Origin of the sequence: Paenibacillus sp. YN15 (genome assembly GCF_003285005.1) — a bacterium.
Lineage (GTDB): Bacteria > Bacillota > Bacilli > Paenibacillales > NBRC-103111 > Paenibacillus_AR.
In genome coordinates this window covers 97,706-120,559 of sequence record NZ_QMFA01000021.1, presented here as the reverse complement: position 1 = coordinate 120,559, position 22,854 = coordinate 97,706, and the positions used below count along the sequence as shown (strand labels likewise).

The window sequence follows — 22,854 nt, the reverse complement described above, 5'->3', positions numbered from 1 at the left end:
ACCCGCATAGCAGGTGGTTTTTTGTTTCCCACGCTTCGCGTGCTCAACCGGCTAAAGCCATAATAAAGGGAGCCTCCCTAAAGTGGAAGGCTCCTGGCTGAATTGGTTTTTTAGCCGGCATTCACCGGGGGATTATCTTAAGACCAGAACCAGCACTACTGCCAGCACAAGAATGATGACTGCAGGAATCCACAGCTTTCCGGCCAAGCTCCTTTTCTTGGCACTGTCCGCTTCCGCTGCCGCTGCCAGAGGCAATGTTCCCCCGGTTTTTGTCACGACTGTTCCGCAATATCGGCAAGACAACGACCCTTCCGGTATCCTTTCCTTGCATTGCGAACAAATGATATCCATGGCGCGCATCACTCACATTCCTTTAAATTGGGAAGGCATAGGTAATGTATGCGTTTGCTCGCTTCATCCATTAATATCAAAATGGCATGGAATGAAGGATGTCCCATCTGCCTCTGACAATCGGGCCGGCGGATTCCCTTCTTTAACTCCCCCATCGCTTTTGCTATACTGGATAAATGTTCGTGATCGGATCAACCGTGTTGAACAAGGAAGGACTCGTGGGAAATCATGCAACAATCGCAAAAGGTAAAACCCGCCGCCATGCTGGGCACCTGGGGGAGATGGCTTCTTCTCGGCAGCGGAGTGGGCCTCTTGTCAGGCACGGCCTCCGCATTTTTTCTTACAGCGTTAAGCTATGTTACAGATCTGCGGATGCAGCACAGCTGGCTGCTGTTCCTGCTGCCCTTGGGCGGAGCGCTGGTCAGCTTCCTGTACCTGAAGATAGGCAAAACCAGCGGCAAAGGCAATAATCTCATTCTGGAGCAAATCCACGACGGTCAGGAGGCCGTTCCATTGCGGATGGCTCCGTTGGTATTGGCCGGCACTCTGATTACCCATCTCTTCGGCGGGTCCGCCGGACGGGAGGGCACAGCTGTGCAGATGGGCGGCAGCCTGGCCGACGGCTTCGGGCGGCTCCTGCGGGTGTCCCCGGCAACCCGGCGTATTCTCCTGATCTGCGGCATCAGCGGCGGCTTCGGCTCTGTGTTCGGAACGCCTTTGGCAGGAACGGTTTTTGGTCTGGAGGTGCTGGCCATCGGCTTGATCTCCCATGAAGCGCTGCTGCCGGCCTTTGTGGCCAGTCTGGCAGGCCATCTGACCACCACCGCCCTGTGGGGGGTGCCCCATTTGCATTACAGCATGGGGATGGTGCCGGAATTCTCGCTTGCAGTGGCAGGGAAAGTAGCCGTGGCTGCGTTGATCTTCGGACTGGTAAGCCTAAGCTTCAGTGAGCTGACCCATTTTTTCAAAAAATGGTCCGCCCGGCTTTTCACCAATCCGATGCTGAAAAGCTTCGTTGGCGGCATTGCCGTCATTTTGCTGGTTTATGCAGCGGGAACCCGGGATTATCTGGGTTTGGGCGTCCCGCTTATCCAGGATGCCTTCAACAGCGGCGCCTCCGTGCTGGCCTTCGCCTGGAAGCTGCTGTTTACCGCCGTTACCCTGGGCGCCGGCTTCCAGGGAGGCGAGGTGACCCCGCTGTTTGCCATTGGCGCCACCTTGGGACAAAGCTTGTCGGGCCTGCTCCAGCTTCCCGCTCCTTTTTTGGCCGGGCTGGGCTTTATCGCTGTTTTTTGCGGGGCTGCCAATACGCCCATCGCCTGCTTTATTATGGGGATTGAGCTGTTTGGATCGCAAGGCGCGCTGTATATGTTTATGGTTTGTCTCATCAGCTATCTGGCCTCCGGCCACACCGGCATTTACACCTCCCAGCGCATCGGCAGCGCCAAATTTCCTCTGGAGCTGGCATCCAACGCCACGTTGGGCCAGCTGACCGGCATATTTCCCGCCCGACGAAAGCGGGAAAAGGCCAAACCATCCGCCGACAAGTGACGGGAACGCCCACAAAAAAGGAGCCGCGGATCGGCTCCTTTTTCCTTGCCAAGCAGACCGCTACCCGATCTTTTTGGCCAGATTCCTCCCTGGTGCTGTTGACCATGCTGTAATTGTCCAATCCCGCTCCCCTTTTCTTCAACGTTATCTTAAACAGGCAGCCTGTAATAGGGAAGGGTAACCGTCGGTTCAAAACCCAGCTTCTGCGCCAGTCGATGGGAGGCGGCGTTCTCCAGGCGGCAGGACCAGACCGGCTCCAGACTGTTCTCCAGGCAGTAATCGATCAGCGCGGAGCATACCGCAAAGGCATATCCCTTGCCGCGGCAGCTTTCCGTGGATTCGATGCCGATCTCCAGCTGCTGTTCGTTGCGGTAAGCGGAGAAAGCGGTGGCCGCAGGCTCGTCGCCGTGAAGAGCGGTAAAGCCTACCCCTTCGCCCAGAAAATGCTCTGCATTCCGGAAGAAGAACCGGGGCACTACCGCGCCGGACTGTCGGTGAAACAGCTCGGCAGTGGTTTGCACAACCCTGTGGTCCCGCTGCAGATGCTTCTCCTTAGTCTCCGCATACGCAATCGGATTAAAGCGGAAGTTAACCCGGGTATTTCGTAAAACCGCCCTGTCCCCATCGGTTGGCAGCCCTGCCTCCTCCAGCTTCGTTTGATGGGTTTGGATAACCGTTTCGATAAATCCGTCCCAATCTCCGGCGGGATCAGCCTGCAGCCATTCCGGCCTGGACCGGCTGCCGTCCCCATTAGTGAACCGGTTGGCCAGCCGCTCTTCAAACAGCGTGCTTCCTCTTTTTCCGAACAGCAGCGCCATGCCATAGGGATGCAGCACATAAAATGCCTCCGGAGCCGTGTCCCGGTCCGCATACACCTCGCCATCTGCACATAGCCGAAGCACGCTTTGGGCAAAAATGGTATTGATGCTCAAACCGAGCAGCGCTTCCTCCGCCTTGCGGTAATCCTCTCTCTCCAACCTGATCATCCGTCAAACCTCCCATCAACGATTCTATCTGTCTGTCTCTCTCATAAAAACCCTATTAGCTGATTTTACTGCTTCGGAAAATGGAGGTCTACTCCAATTTTAGCCGCAGTCCATAAGTCTCTATGGCAAACTCCTCCATTCCTTCCTCCCGGGCAAAACGAAGGCCGGACAGAAGCACACTCTCTTGCAGCAATCCGTCATAATGCTCCAGCGCCAAGGCCAGCTCCGGGTCGGCATCCAGCACCAGCAGGACCCTTTTTTCCATGGGGAGTCCCAGCTTTTTGCGGTAATCCTGGATGATTCGCACCACTTCCCGGACCAGCCCCTCTTCCCTTAGCTCTGGAGTCAGCTCCGTGTCCAAAGCGGCGGTTATGCCATACCCGGAGGCGGAAGCCAGGCCGTTTTTCGCTTTCTTTTCCACAAGCAGCTCCTCCAGGGGTAGCCGTATCGTTTGGCCTTCCACGACAACCTCGGCGAAGCCGCTCTTTAACGCTTGGAGCGCCTGTATTCCCGCCAGGTCCTTCAAAGCCTGTTGGATCGGGGCCACCAAAGGCCCGTAGGTTCTGCCGGCCAGCTTCAGATTCAGCTTGAAGGCGACCTCCACCATTTCGGCATCCTCCTCCAATACCTTAATGTGCTTGACGTTGATCTCCTCCCCTGATAATAGCGCCAAACCGCTCTACAGATAAAGGCCGCTCCATCACCAGAAGCAGACGGGACAAAGGCTGCCTGGTTTTGAGCCCCGTTTCGTTGCGGATATTCCGGGCCAGCTCCACCACCTGCCGGACGGTCTCCATTTGCTCCTCCAGCTCCCGGTCGGCAAGGCCTGCATCTCCCCGGGGATAGTCCGCCAGATGGACGCTTCCCTGCCCGCCCAGATTCCCGTACAGCTCCTCCGCCAAAAAAGGCATATATGGGGCCAGCAGCCGCGAAAGGGTCAGCAGCACCTGCCGCAGAGTCTGATAAGCCAGAAGCTTATCCTCCCCCAGACCTTCCGCCCAGAAGCGCTCCCGGGAGCGGCGGAGATACCAGTTGCTCAGCTCATCCACGAAGGCTTCGATCAGCCGGGCCGGGTTCAGGAAATCGTTGGCTTCCAGCCCTTTTTCCACCTGGAGCAGCAGCGTGTTCAGCCGGGACATCATCCACCGGTCCAAATCATGCCGCAACGGCTTCAACGGATGCTCCTCCGGCCGGTAGCCGTCAATGGCGGCATACAAAGCATAGAACGCATGTACGTTCTGGAGGGTGTCCACCACCTTGGACTTGGCGTCCGCCACAATCTGGCGGGAGAAGCGTTTGCGGCTCCACGGCGCGCTGTCGGAAAGAAACGCCCAACGGAAGGCATCCGCTCCGTATTCCTCGATGATTTCCCAAGGATCGATAACATTGCCCTTGCTTTTGGACATCTTCAACCCGTTTTCGTCCAGCACATGGCCTGTGGAAATGACTGCTTTATACGGCGTTTGCCCGTTATACAGGGTGGAGACGGCCAGCAAGCTGAAAAACCAGCCCCGGGTCTGATCGATCCCTTCGCAGATCATGTCGGCGGGATATTGCTCCCGGAAGGCTTCACCGTCTCCGAAGGGGTAGTGATACTGGGCAAAAGGCATCGACCCGCTGTCAAACCAGACGTCGATCACCTCGGAGGCCCGTTCCATCAGCCCGCCGCAGGAGCAGCGCAGCTTGATTCCGTCCACATAGGGCTTGTGCAGCTCCAGGTCCTCGGGAACCGGGGCCGCCGCCCATTCCCGCAGCTCCTTGCGGCTGCCCGGCGACAGCTCCTTGCCGCAGTCGGGGCATATCCAGACATTCAGAGGCGTTCCCCAATAGCGGTTGCGGCTGATGTTCCAGTCCACCAGCTCCTCCAAAAAGCGGCCAAAGCGCCCGTCCTTCAGATGGCCGGGATACCATTCGATCCGGCTGTTGTTTGCGATCAATTGCTCCTTCACCGCCGTGGTCCGGATAAACCAGCTTTCTGTGGCGTAGTAGAGCAAGGGGGACTTGCAGCGCCAGCAGAAGGGATAGCTGTGCTCATAGCGCTCCTTGGCGTACAGAAGTCCTTTTTCCGCTAAGTACCGGACTACATCCACATCGCAATCCTTCACAAAACGGCCCTGGAACTCCTTCACCTGCGCCGTGTACCGTCCGGCCAAATCCACCACATTGTGAAAGTCCAGCCCATGCTCCCGGACCGTGCGGTAATCCTCCTCGCCATGGGCGGGGGCAATATGCACAATACCGGTGCCGCTGGCGTCGCTGACATAATCTGCATCCACCACGCGGAAGCCGTTGGCCCCTTTGATGCTGTCAAAAGGCGGCTCATAGGCCATGCCCACCAGTTCGGCGCCTTTTTTCACGGATAAAATCTCGTAATCCGCCTTCATCACCTTTTCCACCAGATTCAGGGCAACCACGAAGGTTTCCCCCTGCCGGCGCACCAGAGCGTAATCCATGCTCTTATTCACGGCCAGCGCGATATTCCCCGGCAGAGTCCAAGGGGTGGTGGTCCAGGCCAGGAACACCAGTCCGCCCTCAAGGTTGGGAAACTTCACTGTAGCGCTCAGGTCCTTGACATCCTCATAACCCTGGGCAACCTCATGGGAGCTGAGGGTTGTCTGGCAGCAGGGGCAATACGGGCTTACCCGGTGCCCCTTGTAAAGCAGGCCCTTCCCGTGGATGACGGACAGAAGATGCCAGACGCTTTCGATATAGTCGTTGGTTAGGGTCACATATGGATGGTCCAGGTCCGTCCAGTAAGCAATGGCCTCTGTCAGCTCCCGCCACTGGCGCTCGTATTCAAAAACGCTGGATTTGCAGGCTTCCACAAACCGGGCTACGCCGTATTTCTCAATTTCCTGCTTGCCGGAAATCCCCAGCTGCTTCTCAATGCCCAGCTCCACGGGCAGGCCATGGGTGTCCCAGCCCGCCTTGCGGATCACCTGGTAGCCGGACATGGTTTTGTAGCGGCCGATAAAATCCTTGATCACCCGCCCCAGCACATGGCCGATATGCGGCTTGCCGTTGGCGGTAGGCGGCCCTTCGTAGAATACGAACCGGGGTTTGCCCTCTCGGTTGGCAATGGATTGGCGGAAGGTATCCTCCCTCTGCCATTGCTCCAGCACCCGTTTTTCCCGTTCCCGGGCTTTTTCCTTAACGTCAACTGTTTTCATCTCGTTGGCCATCCTTTCGTATGCCGCTTGACCAAAAAAACAAAAAAATCCCGTCCCCTAAGGGACGAGATTCCTCTCGCGCTACCACCCTCGTTCCGCTGGCTTAAAGCCCATGCGGCGCTGTTCCGGCGTACGTGCTCATACGCGGCCCTTGTAACGGCGGGGATTCCGGGTCGGCTTACTTCATTCAGCCTTCCTTCTCGGAGAGGATATTCGGCTGTTTCCCGGACATTGGCTTTCAGCGCAGGGCCAACTCTCTGGGGAACGGGCAAACAGCTTATTTGTTCTCGTCAGCGAATTTGAATTTGGTTATGATTATTGCCAGTTATACAGGAAGTTCCGGGGAATGTCAATCCCTCTCCTGATAATGGGCTGCGGATGGGGCTCTACACCCTACAACCTCTTAAGCTCCTCAGCCAATTCGGCAATTTTGTTGGAGGTCAAAAGCGGAATGAGCCACTTCACCGTTTCGATGTCCTTCTCCCACCACTTGGTTTCCAGCAGGAGCGCAATCTCTTCCTCGCTGAAGCGCATGCGGATCAGCTTGGCGGGATTGCCTCCGACTACGGCATACGGCGGAACATCCTGGGTGACCACCGACCGCGAAGCGATTACCGCTCCGTCCCCGATGGTGATGCCGGGCATGATCATGGCCTCCGTGCCGATCCAGACATCATTGCCGACAACAGTATTCCCTTTGGCCAAATAGCCGTTTTCCGCCCCCTCATAAAGGTCCGGGGTGAAATAAAACGGATAGGTCGTAACCCAATCCACCCGGTGCCCCTGGTTGCCGCACATGATGAAGGCGGCCCCCGATCCGATGGAGCAGTATCTGCCGATAATGAGCCGGTCCACATCGTCCCGGTCAGGGGACAAATACCGGACGCAATAATCCTCGAAATGCTGTTGGTGGTAATAACCGGAGTAATACGTATAGTCGCCTACAGTAATATTTTTGTTGATGATGCGGTCCTTCAGCACATAACTTTTGGACCAGTGCTCAAATACATTGGTCATTCGCTATCCCCCGTCTTTTGTAATGGACGTTATTCCGCTATTAGCTTACCTTCTTTTGGTCCTCTCAGTCATCCCTTTCCCGCGGATAAAACGGATATAGCGGATTTTTCCGGCAGCTGGCCTGTCTCCGGGGCGGGACGGGGGAAGGTTGCTCTGGTGCTGAGGTTTGTTCTGGTTCTGAGCGTAGCGGAACTCAGCGGCTCTTAAAAGGCTAAAATTGGGGGCTTTCCAATTTTTGCGGAACTCAGCGACTCTAACGTGGGCCGGCACGAGCCAAACTGCTCCAATCCGAGGAATTTCGGCAAATAAAGGTGCCATAGTTCCGTTATTTTGCCAACCAGCGAAATTAAGGCGATTAAGAGTCGCACAGTTCCGATACGGAGCCGCGCTGCTCCTCCCCGCCCATTGCGGAGGAGCGGCATCTGCTGCAGCCAAGAACAAATCAACGGCCGAACCTCGCAAACAGGCAGAATAGCAGCCGCCGATCAGGCAAACCTTGTGTGCGGCCGTCGTTTATGTCATGATACAGGTAGCTTTTATAGCACATAACACTAGAACAGGTGGTCTCACATGGCAAACAAACGGAATACGGAGAGCGGCCGCAGGTCCGGCTCCCCTTCCCATAAGCAACAGGCGGACAAACCGCGTAAAGGCCGCCGCGGCGCAGAACGGCATCAGTCCGAAGGCAGGGGCGCCCGCCACAAAATAGCCGACCAGGGCGACGCCTACGCCCAAACGGACCGCCGGGGCCGGCAAGAGGCGCCCGGAGCAGCCCGCGGGCGGACCGCCGAGGCCGGCCATGACGGCAGGCGTGGGCCCGCCCCGGCAGCTGCTGCCGGTCAAGGCGCTCCGCGGCAGCGGCGTCCGCAGACGCAGACAGGCGGCGGCGAAGGCGCATTGTCCTTAGCCGGGCGGCGCAAGGGTGACTGGTACGAAATCCGCCTGCCGGAGCAATACGGCGCCGCTCCCGCATCGGCGATGCTGCGGTTTCTGCCTCTGCCTCCCAAGCTGGCTAGCAAGCTCCTTCAGGAAAACGGCGTCCAGAAAAGCGGCAATCTGCTGAAGCTGCGCCTGTTTCCCAAGGAACGGCTGGGCATGGAGGCGGATTGGCATGATTTGAACATCCTCTTCGAGGATGACTTTATGCTGATTGTCAACAAGCCGGTGGGCATGGAGGTCCATCCCAGCGCCCACGGTCAAAAAGGCACTTTGGCCAATGCCGTTGCCGCCTATTTCGAGATGACCGGCAAAGCCTGCAAGGTCCGGCCTGTGCACCGTCTGGACAAGGATACTACCGGTCCGGTGGTATTCGCCAAGAATGAGGTGGCCAGCGTCATTCTGGAGCGATCCCTGAAGGATAAGCATATTGACCGCTTATATGTAGCTATTGCGGAAGGACGCTTCAGCCAGATGAAAGGCACCATCGATGCCCCCATCGGCCAGGACCGGCTCCACTCCACCCGCCGCCGGGTCAGCGAAACCGGCGAACCTGCCGTCACCCATTATGAGGTGGCAGAACGGCTGGGGGGTCATACGCTGGTGCGGCTGCGACTGGCTACCGGCCGGACCCACCAGATCCGGGTCCATCTGGCCCACATTGGACATCCCATTGCCGGGGACGGCATGTATGGCGGCAAGCGCACCTATATTTCCCGGCAGGCGCTGCACGGCGAGAAGCTGGTTTGTTATCATCCGTGGACCGGAGACAAAATCCATGTGTCGGCTCCCATACCCGGGGATATGATGCAAGCGCTGGCGGCTCTCCGAAAAAAGTAAGGCTGCCCAATGCTTCCCTTTCAACAAAAAAACCGGACTCCTGGGGGTCCGGTTTTTGCAGTTTTGCGAAAGGATAAACGGGGAGGTATCAACCTAAACCCAAGCTCAAGGCTGGCGGCAGATGCCTGCAAACAGGATGACGCCGTTGGGAGCGGTGATGCTGTAAAGAAAGGGACGGTCCAGAATCAGCTCCGCCGGCTCCCCGTTGGGCTGTGCGCCGCCCGCCATGAGAATCTGGGTGAAGGCCGCCGCCTCTACCCCTTTTTCATCAATGGCAATATGAGTATCCTGCTTGACCCCGCTGATATAAACCGCCGTATCCGTCATTCCCCCGAAATCCGCCCGGTCTGTGAAGGCAGTCTCCATGCCCAAGGCCTGCAACGTCTTCGCAAGCTCCAGCCCGGAGCTGTACTCAAATTTGGGCACCTTCAGCACCAGCTTCCGCAAGGGCTGGCCGGATGCCGGGAGCAGCGCCCCGGCTTTTTCCAGGGAGGCCGCCAATTCGTCCACAGAACTCCCCTTATCCGGCAGCACAAAGGTCATGGAGCCGCCATGCTTCAATCCCAGGGAAGCTGAGGCATAGCCCTCCCCCTTGCTATAGCCCACAGTAAAAAAAGTCCGGTTCATAAATGCCGCGGGCGCCTGACTTCCCTCCTGGGGATAAAAAGTCCCCGTCTCTGTCTGGCTTTCATTAAAGGCGTCCGTCCATTCATCCTTGAAGTCCAGGGTATTCAACAGCGCCATAATCTGCTCCGGATCAGGCTGAATCTCCGGTGAAATTTGCCCGCTGGTATGCTTGCGGACCCATTCACTCATCCGGTCCGCTGTCTCCTTCCGCGCAAAATCCCCCTGATGCAGCGAAGCGTAGAAGCTGCCCGCCGCCAATTCCCCATACTCCTTCCGGAAGGTATGCCCGTTCTGAACCCACAGGGAGTTGGCGGTTTTCAGGCGTCCCACCTCATTGTCGGCATGAAGCTGGCGGATGAGCTTGCCCACTTCCTCCGCTAATGGAAGACTGTTGTCTGCCCCGTTCCCCCCAAGAAGCGCCATCATTTCCTCTCTGGTTGCTCCTTCCGCTCCCGATGCGGCCAGGGCAAGAGCAATATAGAGACTGTACGGCGAGTAGAGCGCATTGCCCTTCTCCGCTGTCAGCACACGGGCTGACGAAGCCAAGGCAAACCGGCGCATCCCGTCCAACAACTCCGCGGATACGGGATTCTCCTCCCGAACCTTGATCCTGCCGTCCCTATCATCAAAAGCCAACGCACGGGGATAGACCGGCTCGGCAATATAGTCTTTTCCGCAGGAAGCAGTCACAGCCAGCAACGCCGCAAAGAGAAGGAGCTTGCCGGAGGTTCGCCGGACAGAACATGCTGTCATAACCATCGCCCCTTGTATCGTTTTCCCTTATGACGCCATGGAGCAGCCATTTGTTGCAAAAGGTCTACAGTAAACAGAATTACGGCAATCTGCATCTTGTTAAGTTTACATAATATTATTTATGTCACCCGCGACTGTGTTCACAAACTCAAGGAAACATTCAGTAAGCGATGGAGAATAAGTAAGTTTACATAATATTTATTACGTCATTCAATCCCCCCTTTGCCCCAAAGAGATAGAAACTTTTCCCTCCCCTTGTTATACTTGAACATGGATACATGATCCGTCAAACCCACATGGGGGTGCAAGTATGAACGTCATCAAAGCCAAAGACCGCAAGGAGCTGGACAGCCGCCTCCCCACAATGCCCTGGTACATTGAAAAATTCATCAACTACAAGCTGCCTGACCTCTCCCCTTCCTCCCTTCTGGAATATGTGCGGGATTATGAGATTTTTTTGAAGTGGCTGATGGCCGAAGGCCTGACCGCCGCCGCGGACATCCGCGATGTGCCCCTGGCCGATCTGGAGAAGCTGCGGATGGATGCCATCGATAACTTCCGCATGTCGCTGGCTGCCGGACTGGGCAGCCATACCAACAGCAAAACCACCATTGTCCGAAAGCTTTCCTCTCTCCGGTCCCTGTTCCATTACCTCAGCCAAATTGCCGAGGATGAGGAATTTTACCCTCTGCTGAAACGCAATATTATGGCCAAGGTGGAAATCAAACGGACCCATAAGCCCAAGGATACCGCCGCCAAGCTGGAGGGCAAGCTGCTGCAGGAGCATGAAATCGGCGAATTTATCGACTACGTGGCCCGGGGCTACGGGGATGATGTGGCCGGCAACAAGCAGGCCACCTATTTTCATCAGCTGAACAAGGAACGGGACGTATGCATCATCAGCCTGATTCTCCATTCCGGCCTGCGGGTGTCCGAGGTGGTGAATCTCAATGCCGAGGATCTGGATTTGAAAAAAAAGCTGGCTTACGTTTACCGTAAAGGTAAAAATGACGAAACCTTCAAAACGCCGGTTTATTTCCGCCAGTTGGCCATCTCCCATCTGGAGACTTATTTGGAGCTGAGGCCCGCCCGGTACCGCCCTTCCAAAAAAGAAAAAGCCCTCTTCCTGGCTATCGCCAACGGCAAAAAAGAGGGAGAACGGATGACCAAACGGGCCATTCAGGAAATGGTCATCAAATATGCCAAGCGGTTCGGCAAACCCTACCTGTCCGTCCATAAGCTGCGGCATTCCTTTGCGACGGATTATTATGTCCGCAACGACTTGTACAAAACTCAGGAGCAGTTGGGCCATGCTTCTCCGGACACTACGCAGATTTATGCCCATCTGACGGATAAAACCATGGCGGAGGCCATTGACCGCTCCAAGGCGGAGTCGCCTGGATCGTAACCGAACGACAAAAAAGAAGCTTGCCGACAGCAAATCCCAGTCCTCGGCAGGCTTCTTTAGTTTTCGACATTTATATTTAATGTTATAAATATTTATCTCACTTAAGGATTGATAAACATTTGGGTCCAATAGTAGCGGTAGCTGCCGCCTGTGCAGTAGCCCACGCCAATTTCCGAGTAGTTCGGGCTCAGGATGTTTTGCCTGTGGCCGGGGCTGTTCATCCAACTGTCCATCACCGCTTGGGCTGTGGTCTGCCCTGCTGCAATATTTTCGCCTGCGGCGGAGTAGCTGATGTTGAAGCTTTTCATCATATCGAAGGGGCTGCCGTAGGTGGGCGACGTATGGGAGAAATACCCCTTGTCCCGCATATCCTCCGACTTGTAGCGGGCAACCCGGGCCAGCTGCCAGTTGGCGGTTAAGGGCTTCAGACCATTTTGGGCCCGTTCCACGTTCACCAGGCGGACCACCTCTTCCTCCACGGATTTGGTGGCGGTGTAGAGCGGCACGGTAACCTTGTCACCGGGGTAGATTAAGTCGGGATTGGCGAACTGCGGGTTGGCCGAGATGATTTCGGACAAGCCCACCTGATACTTGAGGGATATTTTCCACAAGCTGTCCCCGGGTTGGACGGTGTATACATCCGAATCCGCCGGTGCGGAAGCGGCAGGGCGCGGCACGGCAAGCAGCGTTGCGGGAAGGACCAGCACAATGGCCAGCAGCATAACGAGAAGCCTGTTTTTATTGGGCATCGGAATTCTCCTTTAATTAAAAATCGGATCATTCCTAATATGCGCCGCGCCTCCCGTTCTTACACGAGGGACGAATCAAGTTCTTGCTTGCTCTCCCCCGCCGCCCCTTTCAGCTCCGCCAGCAGGATGCCGCTCAAAATAAGTGCTCCGCCCAGCAGTGTCTGCCCACTCAGACTCTCCCCGCCGATGGCAACCGCTGCAGCCGCGGCAAAAACAGGCTCAGAGGCGAAAATAATGGCCGTATGAGTTGCCGTGGTAAACCGCTGGAAGTGGGTTTGCGCCCAAAAAGCAAAGGCCGTTGCAAAAACAGCGCCGATCAGAAGCGCCCGGAGCACCCGGAAGTCGCCCCAGACCGCCGGAGACATGGCTTCCCCGACATTTTCAAAGCAGCCTGCCGCGATAAAATCCAAAAGCGCCGCCACGGTGATCTGAATGCTGGCCAATAGAAAAGGCTGATGCAGTACGGAGTATTTGGCCGTAACGAGAATATGGAAAGCGAAGGCAAAGGAGCCAAACAGCACAATGAGATCCCCTGCCTGCATCGGTTCATGGAAATGCAGCGACATAACAGCCAAACCGATCAAAGCAATACCTGCACCTGCGCCAACAGCCAGAGACAGCCGCATCCGGTAAACCACCGCGCCGAGAACCGGCACCAGCACTACGCATAATCCGGTGATAAACCCGGTATTGGATGCCGTAGTAAATTGCGTGCCTACAGACTGGAACATAAAGGCCAGAAACAGCAGCGCCCCCATTGCAGCCCCGCGGCGCCAAACTGCCCATGTCATCGGCTCCTTGTGCTTCATACATGCGTAACCGATCCACAATATCCCCGCCGCCAGGGAGAAACGGACAGCCAAATGGGTCATCACCGGCATAACGGCAACGGCCTCTTTCAAAAAAACAAACATGATCCCCCATACAAAGGTAACGCACAGCAATACCGCATCCGCCCAAACAGCTGCCTTCTTCATAGCTTTCCTCCTGTTGTCATGGAATTGCGGCAGGCGCAATTCCGAAAAAAACCGCACAGCTTAGGCGGGATAGAAACCAACCTGGGAGGTTACGCCCAGCACAACGGAGCTTAAGCCGTGAACCTCCAGCCGTCCGCCCGTGAGCCGGTCAAAGCTCCCATGATCGCCCAAACCGAAAAGCACCGACCAGACGCCGGGCAGAGGAATTTCCACTGCAACCGGATGAGTGTTGGCGTTATGCACTACGAACAGATCCCGGCAGGGATCTCCGTTGGCGTGATTCCGCAGCGTAAAGGCAATGCAGCCGTCCACCGACTGCTCGAATACCAAAGAAGCGCGGATTTCCTCCGCCGTGCGCATCCGGAAAGCGGGATGCTCCTTGCGCAAGCGGATCAGTTGCCGCATGGAATGGACCGCCTCCTGCTCCCGGGCGCAGCAGCTCCAATCCATCCGGTTCACCGTGTCAGGGGCCATGTAGCTGTTGTGATCCCCATCCTTTGTCCGGAAAAATTCCTGTCCCGCATGGAGAAACGCCATACCTTGGGAGGTCATCACCACCGCGGAGGCCAGAAGCTGCCTTCTCTTCCGCCTGTTCTCATCCTCATGCCCATTGGTCAAGGCAAGCTTATCCCATAGGGTGTGATTGTCATGGGCCTCTACGTAGGCAACGGACTGCACCGGCTCCAGGGCAAAGCCCCTGGTCTGCTCATTATAGGCAATGGCGCCGGCAATCCCCCGCCGGACATCCTGCTCGAAGCCGGGCTGGCCGCCGGCAAAGCCCGGCGCCTTCCCCGCAAAAGTGCTGCCCTTCAGGGCATCCCGCAGATTATCGTTGAACTGGCCGATGCCGGGCAGCCGGGAGGCATTGGCCTGATTCGCCCGCCGCTCAGACGCAAGCTCTGTGGGCATGATCCAGCCTTCCCCCAGCAGAACCATGGACGGATCAAGCTCATGCAGCCGGGTGCGGACCTCATTCATCGTTTCCAGGTCAAGCAGCCCCATCAGATCAAAGCGGAAGCCGTCCATCCGGTACTCCCTGGCCCAATACAGCACCGAATCCACAATCAGCTTGCGCATCATCCTCCGCTCGGAGGCGGTATCGTTGCCGCAGCCGGAGCCGTTGGAGAGGCTGCCGTCGGCTTTATGTCGCATATAGTAGCCAGGCACCAGCTTGGCCAGATTGGCCCGGTAGCCGTCATACACATGGTTGTAGACCACATCCATGATCACCCGCAGCCCATGGTCATGATAGGTCTGGATCAGGGTTTTCAGCTCGCGGATGCGGGCGGCGGGATCATAGGGGTTCAGAGAGTAGGAGCCCTCCGGCACATTGTAGTTTTTGGGATCGTAGCCCCAGTTGTAGCGTTCCAGGGGGGAGCGCTCATCCACACTCTCCGTGGCATAATCGTACACCGGGAGAAGCTGGACATGAGTGACTCCCAGTCCGGCGATATGGTCCAGTCCCGTAGGAATCCCCTCCGGACCCTCTGTCCCCGTCTCGCAGGCGCCGGCATAGGTGCCTTTGTGCCGCACGCCGGACAATGGATGGATAGTCAGGTCGCGGATATGCACCTCATAAATCACCGCATCCAGCGGATGGGCAAAGGGCGGCTTATCCTCGGTCCACCGCTCCGGGTTGGTCAGGGCCAAATCCAGCACCGCTCCCCGGTCGCCATTGATAGACACCGCCCGGGCGTAAGGGTCCACCGCCTCGTTCCATTGGCTGCCGATCAGCACCTTATAGGTATACAGCTTGCCTGCCAGGTCGCCGGGAAGGGCCAGCCTCCAGACGCCCCGGTCACCGCGGGTCATGGGATAGCCGGTTCCCCCGGCTGCGTCCCAGGCTTCATAGAGCATCACCAGCGCTTCTGTGGCCGTAGGGGCCCACAGCACAAATTCCGATCCGTCCGGCGAATAGCTTAAGCCCAGGTCATCGCCGCCATAGGCATACGCCTCATCGAATTCCTCCGCAAAAACAGAAAGGCCGCCTGTAGTTTGTGGGTCGCCGTATTCGATTGCATAATCGATTTCCTTTTGAACCGCCATGCCTCCGCCTGCCTTTCCGCTTGGTTTCATGTCCCCATTATAGGATGAATCGGAAAACCCGGCAACGGCCTCCATAACCCCGGCTTACTCCTCCCGGCGGGTCTTCAGCCTGTCCACCACCTGGTCCAGCTCCTCCGGCTGCAGCAGCTCCACCGGGGAAAAGTCCTTGTCAAACTTGAAGTCCTCCCCTTCCAGAAGCACCACATACCGGTTTCCCAGCCGGGCAAAATGAACCTTGCTGCCGTAATCGGACAGCTTCGTTTTGACGAAGGTATCCCCGATGTGGAACTTCAGTTCCAGCTCCGGCTGGAACTCCACAATCCGCTGCGCCGCTCCCACCACTGTTTCGTGGTCCCAGCGCTCCTGGAGCCTGCGCTTGTCGCTGTTGGCCCACAGCTCATAGGCTTGGGCTTCCTGCAGCATGGCGGGATTGGCGTTCCCTGCCGGGGCGTCCGCCGCCGCGGGATAAGGCGCATCGTCCAGAAACGGGATGCCCGTCAAGGTAGACTCCGGCGCAGCGCCCGCCGCCATCATGTAAGGCGCTTCCTCCACTTCCGCATCTTCCCCCGCCGGCTCTGCAACAGGCACACCCCCAGCCTCCGCCATCCGGATTCCTCTGTCATCGGCCACCTTAACCGGCGCAGCCGCTTTGGGAACGCTTGGGAGCTGATACTTCTGCTCCATATATTCCTGTACCAGGCCCAGCACCTGGGTTTGCACCAGCTCGGGCACGGACTGCTCGTAGGACACATAGGCCAGAAATTCCTCGAAATACCGGGCATGGGAGGCCTGGTGAATCTTCAGCTCCCCGTACTCCAGCATTCCTTCCTCCGGCATATGGGGATATTGGATGGACTTCATGCTTTTGGCGCTGATGGCCATATCCACCTGCCCCACCAGACTGTCCTCATCGGTAATCCGGGCAATCTTCGGCTCAAAATCGCATTTCAGGATAAACAGGAACGGCTCGTCAAAATATTTGGGCAGCACCGCCCGGGCCACAATAAACGCCCCGCCGCGCACCGAGCTGGTGCCGATATAGGCCCGCAGAAGATCGTCGCAGCCGTTGTGGTACTGCTCCCGGTCACGGGCCTCCCGGCAGCGGGCGATCATATTGTAATTGGGGTTGCTGGCCAGCTCATAGCCGGGCTCCACCACAAACGTGCCGATTTTGGTGGGGCAGCCCTCCGTGGGCGCGTGCTTTTCCGCCTTGCGCTTGACGATCCGGGCAAATTCCCCGTCCAGGAACCGCTTGATCTCGCTTCTTTCATACTCCTCCCCGTCGAGAGTCTTGAAGTGCCGGTAGCGTTTATTTTGCTCGGAGGCGCCCTCCGAGTGAATGACGAAGAAGGATAAGTATTCCATTGAAAAATCCATCTGTATGCTCATGCTCCTCTATAGTCAAAATCTGGGTTGGGTGTCAGCGGGCTACCCGAAGATATCCTCCAGCCCGTACAGCCCCGCCGGACGCTGGCTGATCCATTGGATCACCGTAAACACGCCCTGGGCGAAGCCCTCCCGGGAATACACCTTGTGGGACAGCTCGATTCGCTCATTTTCCGGCGTGGTAAACAAGACGCTGTGCTCTCCGATCACATGTCCGGCCCGGATGCTGTGCATATGAACCGGCGACTCCACCCCTGTCTGCAGGATGGTTTCCCTGATTTTTTTGGCCGTTCCGCTGGGCTGGTCCTTCTTGAACTTATGGTGGATTTCCGAAATGTCGATGTCCGCATGTTTGCCGAATTCCTCGGCGGCCAGCCGGACCAGCTTCAGAAACTTGTATACGCCGATGCTGAAATTGGGACAAATAGCCACCGGCATGGACTGGGAAAGTCCCGCCAGACGCTCCACGTCCTCGGCGCCAAATCCGGTGGTAGCCACGATCACCGGCTTGTGCAGCAGCGCGTAAGCATGGAAGTTTTCCTCCATCAGCGCCTTGGCATGGGTGCAATCGATATATACATCGCAGTCTTCCTTGGTGGCCAGCAAATCGCCGGTAATCCGCAGACCGGTTTCGTTGCCGCCTGTTACAGCCCCCAGATCCTGTCCGATCCACGGGCTGCCGCTGCGCCCGATAACAGCCCCCGGCGTCATATCCTCCCGTTGTAACAAAAGACCGGCAATATCCCGGCCCAGCTTGCCTGTTCCTCCCACAATGCCCACTCTGATCATTTGCGCCAAAACCGCCTTTCGCTCCATGGTTGCCGCTGTTCCGGTCAGTCCAATAAGTCTTCACATTGTTAGATTGTAACGCAAGGACGGGATAATTGTATACACACTTGAAGCACATGACGCATGGATTCTCAGACATTTGACCCGGCCGGTACAGGGGACGTATGATGAAAGTTAGGCAAACAGCATTTAGAAGGAGCGGCATTCATGTTTATTCTAATCGGATTGGCAGTTCTTGCGGTATATGGGCTTTTGGTATTTTATATCGGGTTTAGCGGCTGGCGCTGGATGAAGCCCAGGGTGCCGGGCTGGTTCAAGATTGTTTACGCCGTAGTCCTCGGATTTCTGGCAGTTTCTTTTTTCGTGGGCCGGTTTGTCCCCCAAGCCGATGTGCTGGGCATAATCGGATCGTATTGGCTGGCGGTATTTTCTCTCCTGCTGATGATCCTGCCGGTTGTCCATCTGACCCTGCTGGTGCTCCGGCTGACGGCTTTGCCCCGGCAGACCGCCCGGAAATGGGCGGGCCTCCTGACTCTGGCCGCTTTGGTGGGGATCATGGTGTACGGCTCGTACAATGCTTACAATCCGGTGATCCGGGAGTACGACATCCGCATCCCCAAAACGGTGGAAGGGATGGAGCAGCTGAATGTGGTCATGGCCTCCGATATGCACTTCGGCTTGCTGTCCGGCAGGTCCCATGCGGAGCGGATGGTGAAGGAAATCAACCGGCTGAACCCCGATCTGGTTTTGTTTCCGGGAGACATTATCGATGATGATCTGAATGCTTATGTCAGGCGGGGCTTTGGCGGCATTCTCAAGCAGGTGGAGGCCAAATACGGGGTATACGCCACCTTGGGCAACCACGATACCAATCCGGGAGCCATGGATGAGCTGATTACAGCCTTGGAGGACAGCGCCATGCGTGTGCTCTACGATGAGTCTGTTGTGGTGGACAACCGGATCACCCTGGTGGGCCGCAAGGACAAAACCGACCGGGACCGGGCAACCCTGGAGGAGCTGCTTCGCGGGACTGATAAGAATCTCCCTCTGATCTTGTTGGACCATCAGCCGTATGAGTTGGATATTGCCAAGGATAACGGGATCGATCTCATGGTCTCCGGCCATACGCACCGGGGCCAGATTGCTCCCGCCCAATTTATCACCCGGCGAATTTATGAGAATGACTGGGGCCATCTGATAAAAGGGGATTTTGATTCCGTTGTGTCCTCCGGATACGGCTTCTGGGGGCCTCCCATCCGGACGGGCAGCCGTGCGGAGATCGTGCAGCTGCATATCATGTTTACCGGCGGGCAGTAAGATTTCGCATTGTATTAAGAAGCTGTTAGGAATTGCAGTTAATAATTGAAACCGCAGAAGGATGCCGTTTTCCGGACATTCTCCTGCGGTTTTGTTTTGGTCTGGGACTTTGGAACCGGATCCCCTTTCATCTTGTTACGAATATCATATTATAATCATTATCATTAATACTGCAGTCACAGATTTGCCTTATTTCTTCATGCGGAAGCCTTACACTTACCCGAAATTTAGACAAATTCCGTTAAAAATATGTTAGGAAAAATAATGCGACTTTGATACCTCTCTGAAAACCGTTTAACTTTTTTCATTTATGATAGTTTCATAGAACAACTTGCTCCGACATACATTTACAATTTGAACTTTCTGGAAAGAGGTAATGTATGATGAAACCTGCTGTGCTGAAATTTAAGCAACACACCATTCCCGTCACCTTCTTCAATCAAGAGGCCGCCCCTCTTTCATCCTTGGAAAAGCTGTTTCAGGCCATGGAATATCATCTGGACTTCCGCCGGAAGCTGAAGAAAATCGCATCCATTGAAATGGTGGGCGAGGTGGCTGTGTTCAAGTATTTCGACGGCACCAAGCTGTACATGGAAGTCTGCTGATTCCTTGAGACCCTTCAGAAAAACAGCCGCAGCATGTTTATTCCTGCGATGACCAATAGACCGGCCAGACATGCCGTCCCATCGCTCCGCCGCCAACGGAGAGGGACGGCGTTTGTGCGTTTGGCGCCGGGCCGCCCGTACCCCCGCGCTGTCAGGGCGAAGGAAAGCTCCTCGGCATAGTGGAGCATGGACAACAGCAGCGGAATGAAGAAGGCCGCCAGCTGACGCAGCTTCAGCTTGCCCGGGTTGTCTCCGGGCTTCCCGCGGACAGAAGCCGTAAGCGCCATCCGCGCCAGCTCGCCGGGCAGGTAGCGGATAAACCGGAACAGAAGAGCCACCGCCAGCCCGGCGGTTTCCGCCCCCCGCCGGATGCCGGGAATGCGCCGGAGCAGCTCCTGCAGTCCCTTTTGGATGGACAATGGCGGGGTAAGGGCGTTGAACAGGACTCCGCCGGCCAGCATCGGCAGCAAGGGAGTCAGCCGCTGCAGCGTAATCCCCCCTTGCTCCCAGGAAAATCCCAAGCGCAGCGGAGCTCCCTGGACTTGGCCAAAGGACAGCTGTACACCCGAGATGGCAAACGCTGCCGCAATAAAACCGGCGAAGGCCAGAACCGGCTTAAGCCAGCGTTTGGCGGGAATACCGGCAGCCGTTCCCAGCGCGGCTGCGGCAAGAGCTCCCGAGGCGGTAACTCCCCAATGCGGCTTGATGAGCAGACTCAGGCTGAACAAAGCGTAGAGCAGCCACTTGGCTCTGGGGTCCAGCGCGGTTAACCGGGCAAGCTTCGCTGCCTGCGTTCCCGGGTTCCGGTCAGCGGCTTCGGCTTCGGGGAAGGCTGTTGGCGAAGGGATAGCGGCTGCGGAGCCTGTGGGGCCCGTGGGCCGTTCGGCGGCTTCCGCCTTCTGCCCGGCGCCCCTTGCATAGGGCGGTGCCTCCAGCCGCGCCGCCAGGGAGGAAGCGATGGCCTCCGCCGATGCGGAAGCCGTTCCCGCCAAGGCTGCCAGCCGGATGCAGTCCGGCACTCCGAGACCTGCCGCAATCAGCGGCGAAGGATCGGCGATAAGCTCCCGGGGGCTCCATTGGCCCAGGGAAGCGCCGTTCCTCAGCAGCACCACCCGGTCGGCCAGGGGCAGAAACAGATCCAGCTCATGGGAGGCAACGACAATTCCTCCCCCTGCTCTGCCCTGCTCCTGCTTCCACGCCGCCATTTCCGCAGCCAAGCTTGCCGCCATCGCCGGATCAAGCCCTGCCGTCGGCTCGTCCAGGAGCAGCCAGGGCGGGCGCAGCGCCGCCGCTGCCGCCAGGGCGGTCCGGCGCTTCTCGCCGCCGGAGAGGGTAAAGGCGGAGCGCCCCCACAGCTCCAGAGCGACGCCGCAGCGGGCGGAGGCCCAAACCAGCCGCTCCCGGCGCACCTCCTCGGGGAGCCTGCGCTTTTTGAGGCTGTACAGGATTTCATCCCGCACAGTGGGCAGGAAAAACATCTGCTCCGGATTCTGATGCACGTAACAGGAGGAGGTCAGCAGCGCTTTTCGGGGCAGCGGATGGCGCTCCTTCCCCTCCCCCTTCTCCTCGCCGATCACGCCGGACCTGGGCAGCTCGATCCCCGCCAGCAGCTGGAGCAGGGTCGATTTCCCCGAGCCGGTGCAGCCGGCCACCAAGGTAAGCTCCCCGGCGGCAAAGGAGCAATGGAATTGCTCTTGCTTGTGCCCGTTCCCTTCCCGGACCGTCACATGTCGCATATACCGTTCGTTCATGCCCATACCGCCTTCTCCAACGCTTCAGGCGACAGGGGGAACCGGTCCGCCAGCAGGTTCCTGGACTTCAGCTGCTCCGCAACCGCTACCGCAAGGGGCGGCTGCAGTCCGGCCGCTCTGCAAGGGGAGCGTCTCTCCCCGGACTCGGAGCATACGCTGCCATAGAAGAAATCCTCCGGCGAGCCGCTAAAAACCACGCTCCCCCCATCCAAAGCCCAAATCCGTCCGGCATAGGCCGCCTCCTCCAGCAGCTGGGTAATGTGGACCACCGTCATTCCCCGGCTTTGCAGCGCCTTCAGCAAAGCCAGGAGCCGGTGGCGGGCCTCCGGGTCCAGCATGGAGGTGGCTTCGTCGGCAATCAGGACGGCTGGCCGCACAGCCAGCGCCCCGGCGATGGCCAGCTGCTGCTTTTGCCCCCCTGACAGGCCCTTCACCGGGCATGTCTCCAGCCCGTCAAGGCCGGCCGCCGTCAAGGCTTCCCGCATCCGCAGCTCCATCTCCTCCGGAGGGATTCCGGCGCATTCCATGCCAAACCGCATATCCTCCTCCACCGTTTCACCAATAAGCTGCGCCTCCGGATTTTGCATCACCAGGCGGATGGAAGCGCCCTTGGCGGAGCGGCCGATTTCCCCCGAATAACGCCCGTCCAGCCCGGCCAAGAGCCGCCCGAGCACACTCTTGCCGCTGCCGTTCCTGCCGGCTATTGTCAGCCATTCCCCTTCGCGGACTGCGCCGGTTATCCGATGCAGCACCGGCTCTTCCCTGCCCGGCAGGCAGACGCTTACCTCCCGCAGCTCGATTAGAGAATTTCCCAAATTTTTTCACCGCCCGCCTGTTCAAATGCCAATGGACATGTTACAATGCCATCAGCCAATTGTTAACCTATCACCGTGAAATTAGGTTAACAAATCAAAGGAGGTTTGGCAATGCCCTTTTCTTTTTCCACTAAAGGCTTGGTATTTATGACCGCATTCAGCGCACTTTTTGTTCTGTCCAGCTATTTGAACCTGCATCTGGGCTTTTCCCCCGTTCCCATCTCCATGGAGAATTTCGTGGTGATGCTGGCCGGCGCCATCCTTGGCCCGGTATACGGCTTTGGCAGCATTGCCCTGGTTATTGCCCTGTCCGTGCTGGGGCTGCCTATTATAGACGGCCGCGGCGGTCTGGCGCTGCTCACCGGGCCAACCGGGGGCTTCGTGTGGATGTTTCCGGTTGCCGCCTTTCTGATCGGCCTGGTTTCCCGTTACGTGAGAGGAAGCCGCCTGTGGACTACCGTAGCCTTGATCGCCGCCGCGGAGCTGTTCGGCTCCCTCCTGCTGTATGTAACCGGCGTGCCGTGGCTGGCTCATGCGGCCAACTACTCCTTCGCCAAAGCGATGGCCGCAGGCTGCTACCCCTACCTGCCGGGTGACGCCGTCAAGGCGGTGCTGGCGGGAGTGGTCGCCGCCGCCGTGCGCCAGGTGTTCCCGCTGGAGCGGATCACCGGACAGAGCGGCTATTCCGGCGCGGAAACCACGATCGCCAAATAGCCATCCTTGCTGCGTCGTGCAGCCAACGAAAAGGACCGACGTTCCGTTATTTTCTTCATTTGGTCC

The 22,854-nt window shown here is 57.5% G+C and carries 17 protein-coding genes, 1 pseudogene and 1 other annotated feature; of the genes and pseudogenes, 6 read left to right on the top strand and 12 right to left on the bottom strand.

The genetic code is table 11. From position 1 onward, the window contains the following. Window positions 1–132 precede the first annotated feature (132 nt). Window positions 133–276 carry a hypothetical protein gene (locus DQG13_RS30820; protein WP_181592818.1) on the bottom strand — a complete coding sequence of 48 codons (144 nt, stop codon included), beginning with the start codon at window positions 274–276 and terminating at the stop codon, window positions 133–135. A 303-nt stretch (window positions 277–579) separates the two neighbouring features. On the opposite strand from DQG13_RS30820, the gene DQG13_RS17490 reads away from it, so the two are divergent. Then, window positions 580–1,902 (top strand): voltage-gated chloride channel family protein, encoded by a 1,323-nt coding sequence (locus DQG13_RS17490; protein ID WP_113021069.1) that lies wholly within the window; start codon window positions 580–582, stop codon window positions 1,900–1,902. A 149-nt stretch (window positions 1,903–2,051) separates the two neighbouring features. Here DQG13_RS17490 and DQG13_RS17485 read toward each other — a convergent pair whose 3' ends face one another. From DQG13_RS17485 to DQG13_RS17475, 3 genes and pseudogenes are all read right to left on the bottom strand, one after another. After that, window positions 2,052–2,888: a GNAT family N-acetyltransferase gene (locus tag DQG13_RS17485; protein WP_113021068.1), complete on the bottom strand. Its 837-nt coding sequence runs from the start codon at window positions 2,886–2,888 to the stop codon at window positions 2,052–2,054. A gap of 88 nt (window positions 2,889–2,976) precedes the next feature. After that, window positions 2,977–6,058: pseudogene (gene ileS / locus DQG13_RS17480) on the bottom strand (isoleucine--tRNA ligase). A 57-nt stretch (window positions 6,059–6,115) separates the two neighbouring features. Then, window positions 6,116–6,361, bottom strand: a binding site (T-box leader). Window positions 6,362–6,451: 90 nt separating this feature from the next. Next, window positions 6,452–7,075, bottom strand: a complete 624-nt coding sequence (locus tag DQG13_RS17475; protein WP_113021067.1) for a CatB-related O-acetyltransferase — start codon at window positions 7,073–7,075, stop codon at window positions 6,452–6,454. A 570-nt stretch (window positions 7,076–7,645) separates the two neighbouring features. Between DQG13_RS17475 and DQG13_RS17470 the strand changes: the two genes are divergently transcribed. Further along, entirely contained in the window at window positions 7,646–8,851 is a 1,206-nt protein-coding gene (locus tag DQG13_RS17470; protein WP_258525720.1) for an RluA family pseudouridine synthase, read from the top strand. A gap of 105 nt (window positions 8,852–8,956) precedes the next feature. Here DQG13_RS17470 and DQG13_RS17465 read toward each other — a convergent pair whose 3' ends face one another. Further along, complete coding sequence (locus tag DQG13_RS17465) at window positions 8,957–10,231, bottom strand: serpin family protein (RefSeq protein ID WP_181592817.1); 1,275 nt, start codon at window positions 10,229–10,231, stop codon at window positions 8,957–8,959. A 310-nt stretch (window positions 10,232–10,541) separates the two neighbouring features. On the opposite strand from DQG13_RS17465, the gene xerS reads away from it, so the two are divergent. Next, window positions 10,542–11,639, top strand: coding sequence for a tyrosine recombinase XerS (xerS, locus tag DQG13_RS17460; protein ID WP_113021065.1), 1,098 nt, complete (start codon window positions 10,542–10,544; stop codon window positions 11,637–11,639). A 101-nt stretch (window positions 11,640–11,740) separates the two neighbouring features. On the opposite strand, the gene safA is transcribed toward xerS, so the two are convergent. The 5 genes from safA to dapB form a co-directional block, all read right to left on the bottom strand. Next, window positions 11,741–12,388, bottom strand: a complete 648-nt coding sequence (gene safA, locus DQG13_RS17455; protein ID WP_113021064.1) for a SafA/ExsA family spore coat assembly protein — start codon at window positions 12,386–12,388, stop codon at window positions 11,741–11,743. Between the two features lie 59 nt (window positions 12,389–12,447). After that, entirely contained in the window at window positions 12,448–13,365 is a 918-nt protein-coding gene (locus tag DQG13_RS17450) for a DMT family transporter (protein WP_113021063.1), read from the bottom strand. 60 nt (window positions 13,366–13,425) lie between these two features. Next, on the bottom strand, window positions 13,426–15,411 hold the full coding sequence (pulA, locus tag DQG13_RS17445) for a type I pullulanase (RefSeq protein WP_113021077.1): 1,986 nt from the start codon (window positions 15,409–15,411) through the stop codon (window positions 13,426–13,428). A gap of 84 nt (window positions 15,412–15,495) precedes the next feature. After that, window positions 15,496–16,788, bottom strand: coding sequence for a DUF3900 domain-containing protein (locus DQG13_RS17440; protein WP_113021062.1), 1,293 nt, complete (start codon window positions 16,786–16,788; stop codon window positions 15,496–15,498). Window positions 16,789–16,839: 51 nt separating this feature from the next. Beyond that, a complete protein-coding gene (gene dapB, locus DQG13_RS17435; protein WP_181592816.1) occupies window positions 16,840–17,586 on the bottom strand; it encodes a 4-hydroxy-tetrahydrodipicolinate reductase in 747 nt (248 codons plus the stop codon). A 207-nt stretch (window positions 17,587–17,793) separates the two neighbouring features. Here dapB and DQG13_RS17430 point away from each other — a divergent pair, with 207 nt between their 5' ends. After that, a complete protein-coding gene (locus DQG13_RS17430; RefSeq protein ID WP_113021060.1) occupies window positions 17,794–18,903 on the top strand; it encodes a metallophosphoesterase in 1,110 nt (369 codons plus the stop codon). A gap of 380 nt (window positions 18,904–19,283) precedes the next feature. Next, window positions 19,284–19,508 (top strand): hypothetical protein, encoded by a 225-nt coding sequence (locus DQG13_RS17425; RefSeq protein WP_113021059.1) that lies wholly within the window; start codon window positions 19,284–19,286, stop codon window positions 19,506–19,508. 14 nt (window positions 19,509–19,522) lie between these two features. Here the strand turns inward: DQG13_RS17425 and DQG13_RS17420 are convergent, their stop codons facing one another. Together DQG13_RS17420 and DQG13_RS17415 are read right to left on the bottom strand one after the other, a co-directional pair. Then, window positions 19,523–21,259, bottom strand: a complete 1,737-nt coding sequence (locus DQG13_RS17420) for an ATP-binding cassette domain-containing protein (RefSeq protein ID WP_181592815.1) — start codon at window positions 21,257–21,259, stop codon at window positions 19,523–19,525. Further along, the gene (locus DQG13_RS17415; RefSeq protein ID WP_113021057.1) at window positions 21,256–22,074 is read right to left on the bottom strand and encodes an ATP-binding cassette domain-containing protein; all 819 of its coding nucleotides are present in this window, start codon (window positions 22,072–22,074) and stop codon (window positions 21,256–21,258) included. The genes DQG13_RS17420 and DQG13_RS17415 overlap by 4 nt, the downstream gene beginning before the upstream one ends. A 111-nt stretch (window positions 22,075–22,185) precedes the next feature. Between DQG13_RS17415 and DQG13_RS17410 the strand changes: the two genes are divergently transcribed. After that, window positions 22,186–22,788, top strand: a complete 603-nt coding sequence (locus tag DQG13_RS17410; RefSeq protein WP_113021056.1) for a biotin transporter BioY — start codon at window positions 22,186–22,188, stop codon at window positions 22,786–22,788. Window positions 22,789–22,854 lie beyond the last annotated feature (66 nt).

Excerpts from the sequence above, each read along its gene's own strand:
- DQG13_RS17490 (WP_113021069.1), top strand. The coding sequence starts at position 580 with ATGCAACAATCGCAAAAGGTAAAACCCGCCGCCATGCTGGGCACCTGG.
- DQG13_RS17485 (WP_113021068.1), bottom strand. The coding sequence starts at position 2,888 with ATGATCAGGTTGGAGAGAGAGGATTACCGCAAGGCGGAGGAAGCGCTG.
- DQG13_RS17475 (WP_113021067.1), bottom strand. The coding sequence starts at position 7,075 with ATGACCAATGTATTTGAGCACTGGTCCAAAAGTTATGTGCTGAAGGAC.
- DQG13_RS17470 (WP_258525720.1), top strand. The coding sequence starts at position 7,646 with ATGGCAAACAAACGGAATACGGAGAGCGGCCGCAGGTCCGGCTCCCCT.
- DQG13_RS17465 (WP_181592817.1), bottom strand. The coding sequence starts at position 10,231 with ATGACAGCATGTTCTGTCCGGCGAACCTCCGGCAAGCTCCTTCTCTTT.
- xerS (WP_113021065.1), top strand. The coding sequence starts at position 10,542 with ATGAACGTCATCAAAGCCAAAGACCGCAAGGAGCTGGACAGCCGCCTC.
- safA (WP_113021064.1), bottom strand. The coding sequence starts at position 12,388 with ATGCCCAATAAAAACAGGCTTCTCGTTATGCTGCTGGCCATTGTGCTG.
- DQG13_RS17450 (WP_113021063.1), bottom strand. The coding sequence starts at position 13,365 with ATGAAGAAGGCAGCTGTTTGGGCGGATGCGGTATTGCTGTGCGTTACC.
- pulA (WP_113021077.1), bottom strand. The coding sequence starts at position 15,411 with ATGGCGGTTCAAAAGGAAATCGATTATGCAATCGAATACGGCGACCCA.
- DQG13_RS17440 (WP_113021062.1), bottom strand. The coding sequence starts at position 16,788 with ATGGATTTTTCAATGGAATACTTATCCTTCTTCGTCATTCACTCGGAG.
- dapB (WP_181592816.1), bottom strand. The coding sequence starts at position 17,586 with ATGATCAGAGTGGGCATTGTGGGAGGAACAGGCAAGCTGGGCCGGGAT.
- DQG13_RS17430 (WP_113021060.1), top strand. The coding sequence starts at position 17,794 with ATGTTTATTCTAATCGGATTGGCAGTTCTTGCGGTATATGGGCTTTTG.
- DQG13_RS17425 (WP_113021059.1), top strand. The coding sequence starts at position 19,284 with ATGATGAAACCTGCTGTGCTGAAATTTAAGCAACACACCATTCCCGTC.
- DQG13_RS17420 (WP_181592815.1), bottom strand. The coding sequence starts at position 21,259 with ATGAACGAACGGTATATGCGACATGTGACGGTCCGGGAAGGGAACGGG.
- DQG13_RS17410 (WP_113021056.1), top strand. The coding sequence starts at position 22,186 with ATGCCCTTTTCTTTTTCCACTAAAGGCTTGGTATTTATGACCGCATTC.